Annotated in this window: 10 protein-coding genes; 5 read left to right on the plus strand and 5 right to left on the minus strand. The window is 64.3% G+C overall.

What is annotated here, in order from left to right; translation table 11 throughout:
- Positions 1–69: 69 nt before the first annotated feature.
- Positions 70–990: an LpxL/LpxP family Kdo(2)-lipid IV(A) lauroyl/palmitoleoyl acyltransferase gene (locus AC1PLU_RS04615; protein WP_268214232.1), complete on the minus strand. Its 921-nt coding sequence runs from the start codon at positions 988–990 to the stop codon at positions 70–72.
- A gap of 76 nt (positions 991–1,066) precedes the next feature.
- Between AC1PLU_RS04615 and waaA the strand changes: the two genes are divergently transcribed.
- Positions 1,067–2,383, plus strand: a complete 1,317-nt coding sequence (gene waaA / locus AC1PLU_RS04620) for a lipid IV(A) 3-deoxy-D-manno-octulosonic acid transferase (RefSeq protein ID WP_481094917.1) — start codon at positions 1,067–1,069, stop codon at positions 2,381–2,383.
- 638 nt (positions 2,384–3,021) lie between these two features.
- Here waaA and AC1PLU_RS04625 read toward each other — a convergent pair.
- From AC1PLU_RS04625 to AC1PLU_RS04635, 3 genes are all read right to left on the minus strand, one after another.
- Positions 3,022–4,404, minus strand: a complete 1,383-nt coding sequence (locus tag AC1PLU_RS04625) for a TolC family outer membrane protein (protein WP_481094918.1) — start codon at positions 4,402–4,404, stop codon at positions 3,022–3,024.
- A gap of 20 nt (positions 4,405–4,424) precedes the next feature.
- Positions 4,425–5,081, minus strand: coding sequence for a protein-L-isoaspartate O-methyltransferase family protein (locus AC1PLU_RS04630; protein WP_481094919.1), 657 nt, complete (start codon positions 5,079–5,081; stop codon positions 4,425–4,427).
- 128 nt (positions 5,082–5,209) lie between these two features.
- Complete coding sequence (locus AC1PLU_RS04635) at positions 5,210–5,863, minus strand: TetR/AcrR family transcriptional regulator (protein ID WP_481094971.1); 654 nt, start codon at positions 5,861–5,863, stop codon at positions 5,210–5,212.
- 286 nt (positions 5,864–6,149) lie between these two features.
- On the opposite strand from AC1PLU_RS04635, the gene AC1PLU_RS04640 reads away from it, so the two are divergent.
- Positions 6,150–9,164 (plus strand): two-component regulator propeller domain-containing protein, encoded by a 3,015-nt coding sequence (locus AC1PLU_RS04640; protein WP_481107840.1) that lies wholly within the window; start codon positions 6,150–6,152, stop codon positions 9,162–9,164.
- Positions 9,165–9,167: 3 nt separating this feature from the next.
- On the opposite strand, the gene AC1PLU_RS04645 is transcribed toward AC1PLU_RS04640, so the two are convergent.
- Positions 9,168–10,052 carry a LysR family transcriptional regulator gene (locus AC1PLU_RS04645; protein ID WP_481107841.1) on the minus strand — a complete coding sequence of 295 codons (885 nt, stop codon included), beginning with the start codon at positions 10,050–10,052 and terminating at the stop codon, positions 9,168–9,170.
- 120 nt (positions 10,053–10,172) lie between these two features.
- Here AC1PLU_RS04645 and leuC point away from each other — a divergent pair, with 120 nt between their 5' ends.
- The 3 genes from leuC to AC1PLU_RS04660 all read left to right on the plus strand — a co-directional run bounded on the left by leuC (position 10,173) and on the right by AC1PLU_RS04660 (position 13,117).
- Positions 10,173–11,621 carry a 3-isopropylmalate dehydratase large subunit gene (leuC, locus tag AC1PLU_RS04650; protein ID WP_481107842.1) on the plus strand — a complete coding sequence of 483 codons (1,449 nt, stop codon included), beginning with the start codon at positions 10,173–10,175 and terminating at the stop codon, positions 11,619–11,621.
- 66 nt (positions 11,622–11,687) lie between these two features.
- Positions 11,688–12,335, plus strand: a complete 648-nt coding sequence (gene leuD, locus AC1PLU_RS04655; RefSeq protein WP_481107843.1) for a 3-isopropylmalate dehydratase small subunit — start codon at positions 11,688–11,690, stop codon at positions 12,333–12,335.
- Entirely contained in the window at positions 12,332–13,117 is a 786-nt protein-coding gene (locus AC1PLU_RS04660; protein WP_481107844.1) for a class I SAM-dependent methyltransferase, read from the plus strand. Before leuD ends, AC1PLU_RS04660 begins: the two co-directional genes overlap by 4 nt.

The following is a 13,117-nucleotide window of genomic DNA, read 5'->3' on the forward strand; positions in this document are numbered from 1 at the left end:
CTCCTGGCTGGTTCTGTAAACCAAGGCAGTCATCTGCGAACGCATGCGTGACGCAGCTGCGCATCTACATCACCGATAGAAATCGCTGCGCCCGCCCGGCTGGCGTTTGAAGCGCCGATGGATCCACAGGTACTGATCCGGCGCCTCGCGCACCATGTCCTCGATTGCCGCATTGACCTGCGCGGTATCGGCGATCACATCCTCGGAGGGAATGCCTGCCAGCGGCGGTGCGATCTTGAGGATGTAGCGGCCACCTTCGCGCCGATGGAAATACGGCACCACCGCGCAACCGGTCAACCGCGCCAGCTGGTGCGTGGCGGTAATGGTGGAAGCCGGATGCCCGAAGAACGGCACGAACACGGTGTCCTTGCCGCGCATGTCCTGATCGGGCGCGTACCACAGAAAGCCACCGCGCTTGAGATGCTTGATGGTGGCGCGCAGATCCTCGTTGGCGAACATGTGCGTGGCATAGCGTAGCCGCCCGCGTTTGACCGCCCATTCGAACACCGGGTTGCGATGCTTGCGGTACATGCCGGCCAGCGGCACGTGATCGCACAGCAGCCGCCCGCACATTTCCAGCGTCATGAAGTGGCCGGACACCAGCAACACGCCGCGCTTCTGCTCCTGCAGACGCTGCAGATGCTCCAGCCCTTCGACCTGCACGCCCGGACGAATGGCATCGATACTGCCCCACCAGGCGCGTGCGAATTCGAACAGGCCCACGCCCAGCGCATCGAAACTATCGCGCAATAGCCGCGCTCGCCAGGCATCGTCCTGCTCGGGAAAACACAGCTTGAGATTGACCTCGGCAGCGCGCCGACGCGTGCCGGCCAGACGCAGCGTGAGCCAGCCGACCCCGCGGCCCAACGCGCGTTGCAGCATCCAGGGCAGGCGCCCGGCCAGTACCATCAATGCAAGGCCCAGATACATCGGCCAGTGCTTGGGGGTGCGCAGGGAAGGGCGGACGGCGACGTTGGCGGGCTCGGACATGGCCTAATTCTAAGTGATTGCGTGCGCCGGGCAGCGTGCACATGCGCACGTGTGGGCGCTCCCGTATCCTGCACGCATGCGGAAAGACCCGATCGAATGGCTGTTGCGCGGGCTGTACTCGGCGCTGTTGTACCTGTTGCTGCCGGTGACGGTGTACCACCTGGTGTGGCGCGGGTTTCGCGTGCGCGAATACTTCAATCGCTGGAACGAGCGCTATGCGTCCTACACGCATGCCTGCGGTCGCCCGCGCGTGTGGGTGCATGCGGTGTCGGTGGGCGAGGTCAATGCCGCCGCGCCGCTGGTCAATGCCTTGCGTGCGCAGCGTCCGGATATCCGTTGGGTCATCACCACCATCACCCCCACCGGCTCCGAGCGCGTGCGCGCGGTGTGGGGCGATGCGGTGGACCATGTGTATCTGCCCTACGACGTGCCCGGCAGCGTGGGCCGGTTCCTGGAGCATTTCCGCCCGCGGCTGGCGTTGATTCTGGAGACCGAGCTGTGGCCGAACATGTTGTTCGGTTGCCGCGACCGCAACATTCCGGTGTACATCCTCAACGCGCGGCTGTCGGCGCGTTCGCTGCGCGGCTATCGCGTGCTGGCACCATTGATCAGCCGCGCACTGCGCACCGTCACCTGCGTGGCGGCGCAATCGCACGACGATGCCGAGCGTTTCCTCACGCTGGGTGCGCGCTCAGATCAAGTGATCGCGTTGGGCAATCTCAAATTCGATATCGCCGCGCCCGCACAGTTGCAGGCCCTGGTCGCGCAGTTTCATACGCACGTGCCGGCAACGCGACCGGTGTGGATTGCCGCCAGCACGCACGAAGGCGAGGAGGCGGCTGTGGCCGACATCCATGCGCGCCTGCTGATGCAATTTCCTGATCTATTGATGTTGTGGGCGCCGCGGCATCCCGAGCGCTTTCCCAAGGTCGAGGCGCTGGCGCGCGAACGTGGTTGGTCCGTGTCCACACGCAAGATCCAGCAGTGGCCGCAAGCGCGCGACAAGGTATTCGTCATCGATACCTTGGGCGAGCTAATGAGTTTCTATGCCTGCGCGCAGGTCGCCTTCGTCGGCGGAAGTTTGCAGCCGATCGGCGGACACAACCTGCTCGAACCGGCAGCGGTTGGCACGCCGGCAGTCACCGGCCCGCATCTGCATAATTTCTCGGAGATCTCGCGGCGCATGCGCGAGGCCGATGCGGTGACCATCTGCGACGATGCCGACAGCGTGTATCACGATCTCGCGCGTCTGCTCGGCGACCCGGCCCAGCGCGAGGCGATGGCTTCCGCAGGCCTGGCGCTGGTCGCCAACGGCAAGGGCGCAGTGGCACGCACGCTGGTGCAGATCGCGCCGGACCTGCCGCCTGTGGTCAGCGAGGGTGTGGCGTCCTGAAGATGTAGCTGCGTTCGCTCTGCATCGTTGCGGTGAAACTGTGGCAGTCATGCTCAGTCACATCATCAAGCCGCCTTGGAGCTGCTAACAAGACGTGGCGATCGCACAGTCGGTTTGTTAGCCGTTTTCGGCGTCATCTGGAGAGTCTCAAGCCACATTGGTCGAGCGTGCGGTGCCCTCACCGCTCGCGGGACACGCCGCAAGTACGTCCATGTAGGCTCGGTGGCGGCATCCATGCCGCCACACGGTCCCGCAATCGGCAAGGACACCGCACCAGAGAGTTAATCGGTTGCTTTGTTCAAAACCATGCACACCGACCATCTTGATTGGTCCTTGCCCGCCCACCGTCGCGGGACCTTACGCGGCAAGGATGCCGCGTAAGAGCCTACACGGACGTACTTGCGGCGTGTCCCGCGATGGTGGGCGGGTAAGGGCCCTGCAGCGAAGCCGCAGATGCTCTGCCTTGCAGCGTATCCCGCGATGGTAGGCGGGCAAGGAAGGGGCCCTGCAGCAAAGCAGCAGATCACCCGCTGATGCGGCAGTCATCGCAGGTATCGCACGCAGCCAGGTATGCGCTTGCATCGGACATAAAAAAGGCGGGCCTGCGCCCGCCTTTTTTAGTTACCTATCCGCTCGCATTACTGCAGTGAACCACTGCCTTGCAGCTTGGACTCGGCATCCTGCGACAGCAGGCGATTGACGTCCTGCAGATCGGTGATGTCGAGCTTGCCAATCGCCTGGCCCAGCAGCAAACGGTTCTGCAGGAAGTTGTAGCGCGACTGCGCGTAGTTCAGCTGCGCCTGGAACAGCGTGCGCTGGTTCTGAACCACGTCCAGCACGGTGCGCGTGCCGACTTCCAGACCCACCTGCGACGCGTCGTATGCGGCCTGTGCGGAGACCACGGCCAGACGACGTGCTTCCACTTCGCTGATGCCGGCGACCACAGTCTGATAGGCATTGCGCGTGTTGCGATCGAGTGCGCGCTTCTGCTGCTCGTAGGTGTCCTGCTGGATATCGCGCTGCGACAGCGCCTGACGCACGGCGGACTGCGTGGCACCACCGGCGAAGATCGGAATCGACAGCGTGATGCCGATCGAATCGGTATCGATGTTGCGACTATCGCTAGTAAAGTTGCCGATGGTTTCATCCACCGGACCACCACCTCCCCAACTATTAGTACGACCGATGCTTCCGGAAAGATTGAGTGTTGGGTAGTGGCCCGCTCGCGCGGCGTTGACCTGCGCTTCGGCCGCGCTGACCTGCAACTGTTGCGCTTTCAGTGCCGGGTTGTCGGCAATGGCAGTAGACACCAGCTGGTCGACATTGGCATACGCGGCTGGCACTTCCGGACGGAACTCTTCCGGCAACGCACGCAGACTAACCACCGGCTGGCCGGTGAGCTCGGTCAGCGCTTGGTAGTAGTCTTTCAGCGTATTGCGGGCATTGATGGTGTCGGCGCGCGCCTGGTCGTACTGGGCGCGGGCTTCGTGCACGTCGGTGATCGGGGCCAGGCCCACTTCCAGCCGCTTGTCGGCGTAATCGAACTGCTTCTTGGCAGCCGCTTCGTTTGTTTCTGCCGCAGCTAGCGATTCAATGCCGACCAAGACCTGGAAATACGCCGCCGAGGTGCGGGTGATCAGATCGTTATTGGCCGATGCCAGCGTGAAATCTGCCGCCTTGGCAACCTCGCGCTGCGCACGCAAGTTGGCGAACTGCGCCCAATTGAAGATGGTCTGATTACCCTGGATCGCGTACTGGCGTTGTTTGGTGGTAGAACGCCCCGGCAGGCCTTCCAGTTCACGATGCGACTGGGTAAAACCAGCGCTACCATCCAACTGCGGCAGCAACGCCGCACGCGCCTGTACCTGTCCCTCCCGATTGACCAGGCGAGTGGACTCGGCCACGGCCAGCTGCGGATCGCCGTTGCGGGCCATTTCGTAGACCTGCAGCAGATCGGTGGCATGTGCTGCCATCGGAGACAGGGCGGCGGCCAGGGCCAGAACGAGGGATCGGCGGATCATCGGGGAAGCTTCCTTGGGAATCAGAATTGGAATCGGGGCGTCGGTGCGGCGCCCTGAAGATAGGCGAGGTCGGTTTCGAATAACGATTCGATGCGCGGAGCGTTGACGTCGCCACGCACCAGGACTGCTTCCATCACCGGTTCGTGACCACGCACGACAAACAGCCGGCCATTCGGGCGCAACCACTGCAGCCACTGGGTCGGTAGCGTGTCGACTGCGCCGGTGATGCAGATGGCATCGAAACGACGCTCGCTCTGCCAGCCGAACACGTCGGCGGTTTCAATGCGGACGTTGCTGCCCAGGCCGGTGCTGTCCAGATTGGCGCGTGCGGCGGTGGCCAGTGCCGGATCGATCTCCAGGCTCACCACTTCGCGGGCCAGTGCGGCCAGGCAGGCGGTGGAAAATCCACTGCCGGTGCCGATTTCCAGCACGTCTTCGCCCGGCTGCAGATCCAGCGCCTGCAGCATGCGGCCTTCGACCACCGGCTTCATCATCTTGTGGCCGGCCGACAGCGGAATTTCCACATCGACGTAGGCCAGGGTCTTGTAAGCCTCCGGCACGAAGGCCTCGCGCGGCAGGCGCGCCAGCACCTCGAGCACGCGCAGATCCAGCACATCCCACGGCCGGATCTGCTGTTCGACCATTTTTTCGCGGGCTTGGGAGAAATCGATCGTCATGGTGCGGCTATCCAACGCAGTGGGGCAGGCATTTTACCGGTGCGCGAGGCAACTGGCGCATCTAGCATCGCCGCGCGCGGCCAAAGCACGCAGTGCCGGAAGTCATCGCCACCAACGTCTCGGTGCAATCAGCGCGGCGCATACGCCCTCAAAAAGAAATCCACACTGGCCTGAATGTGCTCATCCACCTGCGCGCGGGTGGGCTGACCATGAAGGCCGCACATCATCAGCGCATACAGCTCGCCTTTGAGCAGGCAGAAAAACTGTGAAGCAGCGCGCTCCAGCTCGGGGATTTCCAATTGGCCATCGGCGACCCGCGCCGACAGGAAATCCGCCAGCGCCTGTTGGGTGCGCTTGGGACCGGCATCCCAGAACATCTCGCGGACATGCACATCGCCGGTACCGGGCGCCATCATCATGCGATGGGTGGCGATTGCAGAGTCGGCGCTGACCATCGTAAAAAAGGCGTTGGCGATTTCGATCAGCTGGTCGCGCAAGTTGCCTTTGGGCGCGTGGTCGAACAGATCGTCCGGCATCATGTGTTGGCATTGTGCGCGGATCGCCTCGGAAAACAGGCTTTCTTTGTCGCCAAAGTGACTGTAAACGGTCAGCTTGGAGACGCCGGCGGCTGCAGCGATGCCGTCCATGCTCACCCCTGCAAAGCCCTGCTCCATGAACATGGTACGGGCGGCGCCCAGGATGGCGGCGCGTTTCCCAAGATCCTTGGGACGCCCAGGACCGTTGCTCTTGGTCTTGGACTTGAGGGGGGGCAAACTGGACATATCGCCAATACTAGACCATCGGGTTCTATATTTATACTCGGCGCCTATGGAATGCATTGAAGCGCTCATAAACTGTGGCGTCTGCCCCGCCACCGATGCTGAGCGTCGCGCACCAGCTTGCTTATCGCCGTTAATTGTTTCATCTGAATGCCTCTCGGTGTCATTACTCGCCGGGCCGCTGTAGGGGATACCCCTAGGGCGCTGAAAAAACCCCGGTGATAGATTGACTGACGGTACGTCGGCGTATGTCGGCGACCTTCAGACGGGACAGACGAGGGACGAAAGCGTGGACAGGGTCGGGGCGCAAACGCGTACAGGCTGCGTCCGCAGCAGGTACGTGCTGCGGATCGGGCCGTTGTGGCCGTCGCTGTGGCGATGCGCGTTGCTGTGCTGCGTGCTGCTCGGCGGCTGGCCGACCTTCGCCCAGCCGCTCAAACACACCGCGTATCACACCGTCACCCGCTGGAGCATGGACGACGGCCTGCCGCACAACCTGGTGCATGCGGTGGCGCAGGGCGAAGATGGCCTGATCTGGCTCGGCACCTGGGAAGGCGTGGCGCGCTTCAACGGCCGCGATTTCACGGTCTACGACCGTCAGAACACCCCGGGCGTCGAGCTGGGCGGTGTGTTCGTGGTGGTGCGCGACAGCACCGGCGGGATGTTGTTCGGCACTGCGTTCGATGGGGTCTACCACTATCAGGACGGCCACTGGCAGCAGCTGGGCGATGCCTCCGCGCGGCATCTGGCGGTCAGCGCATTGCTGCGGCGTGCCGATGGCGCGTTGTGGGCGGGCACCCCGCAGACGCTGTACCGGATCGAGGCCGATGGGCGGGTGGTCGATGTGGGCCGCCAGGCCGGGCTGCCGCGTGCACGCGTCACGGCCCTTTCGGCCGACGACGACGGCGATCTGTGGGTCGGCACCGAGGTCGGGCTGTATCGCCTGCCGCAGGATGGCAGCCCGGCAACCGCCTGGGGCAAGGCGCATGGCATGCGCGATGCGCCGGTGCGACGGCTGGCCAGCGACCGTGAAGGCGGTTTGCTGGTGGCTGGCGACGACGGGGTGTGGTGGTGGAGCCGCGGCGGTGGCCTGCAACGCTTCCGTCAGGGCCAACGCGTGGATTCGTTGTTGCTGGATCGACGCGGGCATCTATGGATGAGTCTGTCGACCGGGCTGCTGGTGGTGCACAGCGGCGCAAACGATCCGGACGAGCAGATCGCCATTTCCGGTGTGGCCAGCCCGGCCTTGCTGGAAGACGCCGAAGGCCTGATCTGGGTCGGCAGCACACACGGTTTGTTCCGGGTTGCCGAAGGCGCCGCGCATGGCGTCACCCACGAGGATGGCCTCACCTCCGATTACGTGCGCAGCGTGCTGCAGACGCCCAATGGCACGGTGTGGGTGGGCAGCGCGGTGGGCCTGGACCGCTGGCGCGGCGAGCAGATCAGCCGGGTGTCGTTGTCGCCCAGCGAGGGCGGGCGCGTGCTGGAACAGTCGGTGCTGGCGCTGGCCGACGCCGGCGACGGCGGTGTGTGGGCCGGCACCTATAGCCAGGGCGTGGTGCGTCTGGATGCGCAAGGCCGCGTGCTGGTGCGCATCGGTGCAGCCGAGGGCTTGCCGTCGATGTCGGTGCGCGCGGTGCTGCCCGATGGCGAGGATCTGTGGATCGGCACCACCGCCGGGCTGGTGCGTTGGCGCAACGGCAAGGCGCGCCACTACACCGCCGCCGACGGCGTGCCGGACGGTTCGGTGCAGGTGCTGTATCGCGATGCGCAGGGGATTGTGTGGAGCGGCACCGATCGCGGCATGACCGCGCTGTCGCCTGACGGCAGCACCCGCGCATGGCTGGGCGAGCAGGATTTCCCCGGGCAGAACGCGTTCGATTTCCTGCGCGATACCAACGGCGATCTGTGGATCGCCAGCGATCGCGGCCTGTTGCGCTTGCGCGGAGAAACGTTCCGCGTCTACGACCACCGGGTCGGGCTGCCGCGCGACAAGGTGTTTCGGGTGATCGACGACGGCCGCGGCTATTTCTGGTTGTCGAGCAACCATGGCGTGTTCCGCATCGCGCGCAGCGATTTCGACCAGCTCGATGCGGGCACGCGCGACCAATTGAGTGTGGAAGTGGTGGATCGCAGCGACGGCATGCCTGGCAATCAGGGCAACGGCAGCAGCGCGCCGGCCGGCTGGATGACACGGTCCGGGCAGCTGTTGTTTCCTACCGCAGCCGGTCTGGGGGTGATCGATCCGGCGCGCGTGGGCACCTTGCAAGGCCATCGCTTGCCGATCGTGTTCGAGCGCTTGCTGGTCGATGGCATGGTGCAGCCGTTGAACGGCCCGCATCGGTTTGGCGCAGATACCCGACGGATCGCCATTGGCTATGCCGGGTTGAATTTTCGTGGGCCGGACAAGGTGCGTTATCGCTACCGGCTGGAAGGCTTCGATCCGGAGTGGGTGGATGCCGACAGCGCCATCGAGGCGATCTACACCAATCTGCCGCCGGGCCGTTTTCGTTTCCGTGTGCAGGCGATGTCGCTGCCGGTGGACTGGCGGCAGACCGCGTTGCTGGGCGAATCCAGCCTGGTCATCGAACTGGCGCCGCCATGGTGGCGGCGTGGCGAAGTGATCGCGCTGGGCATCCTTGGCCTGGGCAGTGTGATCTACATGTTTTACTTATGGCGCACGGCCAGTTACCGCCGACGCCAGCGTCAGCTCAACACGGTGATCGACCGGCGCACACGCGAGTTGAGCGACAAGAACCTCGCGCTGCAGCAGGCCAGCCAGGAGCGCGAAGCGTTGATGCGCCAGCTGGAGTATCGCGCCAGCCACGACGTGCTCACCGCGCTGCCCAACCGGCGCGAGGCCGAGCGCGTGCTGCAGCAATGGTTCGACGAAGCGCGCGCCGGTGGTGCGGCATTGGCGTTGGCGCTGATGGATATCGATCACTTCAAACGCATCAACGATGCCTACGGCCATGAGGTCGGCGATGCGGTGTTGTCTGCGATTGGCGAGGCATTGAGCGAACACGATCAGGCGCAGTGCTTTGCCGCCCGGCATGGTGGCGAAGAGTTCCTGCTGGCGGCCATCGGGCTGGACGCGGCGCAGGCGCGCGCGCTGTTCGAGCGCATGCGCCAACGGCTTGCAACGATCGATGTCGACGCCCAGGGCACCACCGTGCGTTGCACCGCCAGCATGGGCATGGCGATGAGCGATGAAGCCCCGAGCCGGCGCGAATTGCTGGCATTGGCCGATCGCCGTCTGTATCAGGCCAAGCGGCAGGGGCGGGATCGCTTGGTGGGGCGATGATGTTTACAGCTGCCCCTGATCCGCCTGCGCATGCAGTAACGCAACAAACGCCTGCGCCGCACGCGACAAGGTGCGCCCGCCATGCGTCACGCAACCCAGCTCACGCGACAGCGCGACATCGGCCAGCGGCAGCGCCACGATCTGATGATCGATCATGCGCTCCGGCAACACGCTCCAGGCCAGGCCCACCGACACCAGCATCTTGATCGTCTCCAGATAGTTGGTGGTCATGCGCAGGCTCGGCACCAGCCCGCGCTCGGCGAACAGGCCGGCGACGATGCGATGGGTGAAGGTGCCCGGGTCCGGCAGCACCGCCGGGTGCGCCACCACATCCTCCAGCGTCACTGCGCGCATCGCCGCCAACGGATGATCCGGCGCCACCACGAACTGCAGGCGGTCATGCCAGATCGGCTCCGCCCGCAGCGGCGCACGTGTGTCTGGCGCCAGCGTGGTCACCGCCAGTTCCACCTCGCCGCGCAGCACAGCTGCATAGGCCAGTTCCGAATCCAGAAACTGGATGTCCAGCGCCGCCTGCGGATGTTCTGCAGCAAAGCGGCGTAGCAGGGCGGGCAGGCGATGCAGGCCCACGTGGTGGCTGGTGGCCAGGCTCAGGCGCCCGCCGACCGCCGCACCAAGGTGTTCCAGCACGCGGCGGGTGTCCTGCAGCTCGGCCAGGATGCGTTGCGCGCGTGGCAGCAGGGCCTGGCCTGCTTCGGTCAGCACCACCTGGCGGCCGAGGCGATCGAACAGGCGTGCAGACAATTGCCCTTCCAGCAAGGCGATGCGCTTGCTCACCGCCGGTTGGGTGAGGTGCAGCGCCTCGCCGGCGGCAGAGAAGCTACCGCTCTCTGCAATTGCCACGAACGCGCTGAGGCTGCCCAGGTCCATTACTATTCCTGAAATTCATTTGTTGAATAAACAATATGAATTTGCGTTATCCAAGGCAAGCTCCTAGCATCGAACTCAGCCAGGTGGGCGCACCCACCATCCGCCAATCGGGTTGCTGCGATGACTGCCAAGACGCTGTACGACAAGTTGTGGGAACTGCACGAGGTCACGCGCCGTGACGATGGTTCGTCGCTGATCTATATCGACCGCCACATCCTGCACGAAGTGACCTCGCCGCAAGCCTTCGAAGGCCTGCGCCTGGCCGGGCGCAAGCCTTGGCGCATCGACGCCAATATCGCCACGCCCGATCACAACGTGCCGACCACGCGCGCCGAGCGTCAGGGCGGGCTGGAGTCGATCACCGACGAAGTCTCGCGCTTGCAGGTGCAGACCCTGGACGAGAACTGCGACGACTTCGGCATCCTCGAGTTCAAGATGAACGACGCGCGTCAGGGCATCGTGCATGTAGTCGGGCCGGAGCAGGGCGCCACCTTGCCGGGCATGACCGTGGTCTGCGGCGATTCGCATACCTCCACGCACGGCGCGTTCGGCGCGCTGGCGCACGGCATCGGCACCTCTGAGGTCGAGCATGTGCTGGCCACGCAATGCCTGATCGCCAAGAAGATGAAGAACATGCAGGTGCGGGTGGAGGGCACGCTGCCGTTCGGCGTGACCGCCAAGGACATCGTGCTGGCGGTGATCGGTAAGATCGGCACCGCTGGCGGCAACGGCCATGCGCTGGAATTTGCCGGCAGCGCGATCCGCGATTTGTCGATCGAAGGCCGCATGACCATCTGCAACATGTCCATCGAAGCCGGCGCGCGCGTCGGCATGGTGGCGGTGGACGACAAGACGATTGCCTACGTCAAAGGTCGCCCATTCGCGCCCAAGGGCGCCGACTGGGACGCGGCGGTCGCGTTGTGGAGCACGCTGGTGTCCGATGCCGATGCGCACTTCGACACAGTGGTGGAATTGCGCGCGGAAGATATCAAGCCGCAGGTCAGCTGGGGTACCTCGCCGGAGATGGTGCTGGCGGTGGACCAGCACGTGCCGGATCCGGCCGTCGAACAGGATCCGACCAAGCGCGACTCGATCGAGCGCGCGCTGAAATACATGGGTTTGCGCGCCAATCAGCCGATCACCGACATCCATCTGGATCGCGTGTTCATCGGCTCGTGCACCAACTCGCGCATCGAAGATCTGCGTGCGGCCGCTGCGGTTGCCAAGGGCCGCAAGGTCGCTTCCACCATCAAGCAAGCATTGGTGGTGCCGGGCTCCGGTTTGGTGAAAGCGCAAGCCGAAGCCGAAGGCCTGGACAAGGTGTTTCTGGACGCCGGCTTCGAATGGCGCGAGCCGGGTTGTTCGATGTGTCTGGCGATGAACCCGGACAAGCTGGGCAGCGGCGAGCATTGCGCTTCCACTTCCAACCGCAATTTCGAAGGCCGCCAGGGCGCCGGCGGCCGCACCCATCTGGTCAGCCCGGCGATGGCAGCGGCTGCTGCGGTCAGTGGTCACTTCGTTGATGTGCGTGAGCTTGGGGATTTGGGAGTGGGGATTCGGGATTCCTAAAGACCAGTCTGCGCATTCCAGCTTTTTCGAATCCCCAATTACCAACCCCTAATCCCGGCACTCCTAATGACCCCTTTCACTCAACACACCGGACTGGTCGCGCCGCTGGATCGCGCCAACGTCGATACCGACCAGATCATTCCCAAGCAATTCCTCAAGTCGATCAAGCGCACCGGCTTCGGTCCGAACCTGTTCGACGAGTGGCGGTATCTGGATATCGGCGAGCCTGGTCGCGACAACAGCCAGCGCCCGATCAACCCGGAATTCGTCCTCAATTTCCCGCGCTATCAAGGCGCCAGTGTGTTGCTAGCACGCGAAAACTTCGGCTGCGGTTCCTCGCGCGAGCACGCGCCGTGGGCGCTGGACGAATACGGCTTCCGCACGGTGATTGCGCCGAGCTTTGCCGACATCTTCTTCAACAACAGCTTCAAGAACGGCCTGCTGCCGATCGTGCTGGCAGAAGCGGAAGTGGATGCGTTGTTCCAACAATGCCTGGCGACCGAGGGCTATCAACTCACCGTGGATCTGGCCGCACAACGCGTGCGCCGCTCCGATGGCGTGGAATACAGCTTCGAGATCGATGCGTTCCGCAAGCACTGCCTGCTCAACGGGTTGGACGACATCGGCCTGACCTTGCAGGACGCCGATGCGATCGGTCGCTTCGAACAAGGCCATCGCGCGCGTCAACCGTGGTTGTTCGGCGCACTGCAATGAACTCGGTTGCCAACGCCACCGATGCGGGAGCGCAGCGCGCGCATGTCGCTGCGCAGTTCGGGCCGCAGGCGCAGGCCTATCTGCATAGCGACGTGCATGCGCAAGGCGCCGAGTTCGCCGAACTCCGCGCTGGTCTGGCCGGTCATCGCAACGGCCGATTGCTCGACCTGGGCTGCGGTGCCGGGCATGTGAGTTTCCAGCTGGCGCCGTTGATGGCCGAGGTGGTGGCCTATGATCTGTCTGCCGATATGCTCACCGTGGTGGCGGCCACCGCCGTCGAGCGTGGGCTGACGCAGGTGCGCACCATGCAAGGTATCGCCGAGCGCTTGCCGTTCGAGAGTGGCAGCCTGGATGCAGTGGTCAGCCGCTACTCGGTGCACCATTGGAGCGACCTGGGACAGGCACTGCGCGAAGTGCGGCGCGTGCTACGTCCAGGCGGGATCGCTGCCTTTATCGACGTGGTGGCGCCTGGGCTGCCATTGCTGGACACGCACCTGCAGGCGATCGAGCTGCTGCGCGATACCAGCCATGTGCGCGACTACAGTGTGGCGCAATGGTTGCAGATGCTGGGCGATGCCGGCTTGCAGGTGCAGCGCCATCAGTGCCAACGGCTGCAGCTGGACTATCAGAGCTGGGTAGACCGCATGCGCACACCCGAGGTGTTACGTGCGGCCATTCGCGCATTGCAGGACGCGGCGGTGGACGAGGTGCGCGACTACTTTCAGATTGCCGCCGATGGTTCCTTCAGCACCGATGTGCTGGTTGTATGGGCCACACGTTGA

It is taken from the genome of Xanthomonas sp. NCPPB 2933 (assembly GCF_056725225.1).

Excerpts from the sequence above, each read along its gene's own strand:
- AC1PLU_RS04615 (WP_268214232.1), bottom strand. The coding sequence starts at position 990 with ATGTCCGAGCCCGCCAACGTCGCCGTCCGCCCTTCCCTGCGCACCCCC.
- waaA (WP_481094917.1), top strand. The coding sequence starts at position 1,067 with ATGCGGAAAGACCCGATCGAATGGCTGTTGCGCGGGCTGTACTCGGCG.
- AC1PLU_RS04625 (WP_481094918.1), bottom strand. The coding sequence starts at position 4,404 with ATGATCCGCCGATCCCTCGTTCTGGCCCTGGCCGCCGCCCTGTCTCCG.
- AC1PLU_RS04630 (WP_481094919.1), bottom strand. The coding sequence starts at position 5,081 with ATGACGATCGATTTCTCCCAAGCCCGCGAAAAAATGGTCGAACAGCAG.
- AC1PLU_RS04635 (WP_481094971.1), bottom strand. The coding sequence starts at position 5,863 with ATGTCCAGTTTGCCCCCCCTCAAGTCCAAGACCAAGAGCAACGGTCCT.
- AC1PLU_RS04645 (WP_481107841.1), bottom strand. The coding sequence starts at position 10,052 with ATGGACCTGGGCAGCCTCAGCGCGTTCGTGGCAATTGCAGAGAGCGGT.
- leuC (WP_481107842.1), top strand. The coding sequence starts at position 10,173 with ATGACTGCCAAGACGCTGTACGACAAGTTGTGGGAACTGCACGAGGTC.
- leuD (WP_481107843.1), top strand. The coding sequence starts at position 11,688 with ATGACCCCTTTCACTCAACACACCGGACTGGTCGCGCCGCTGGATCGC.
- AC1PLU_RS04660 (WP_481107844.1), top strand. The coding sequence starts at position 12,332 with ATGAACTCGGTTGCCAACGCCACCGATGCGGGAGCGCAGCGCGCGCAT.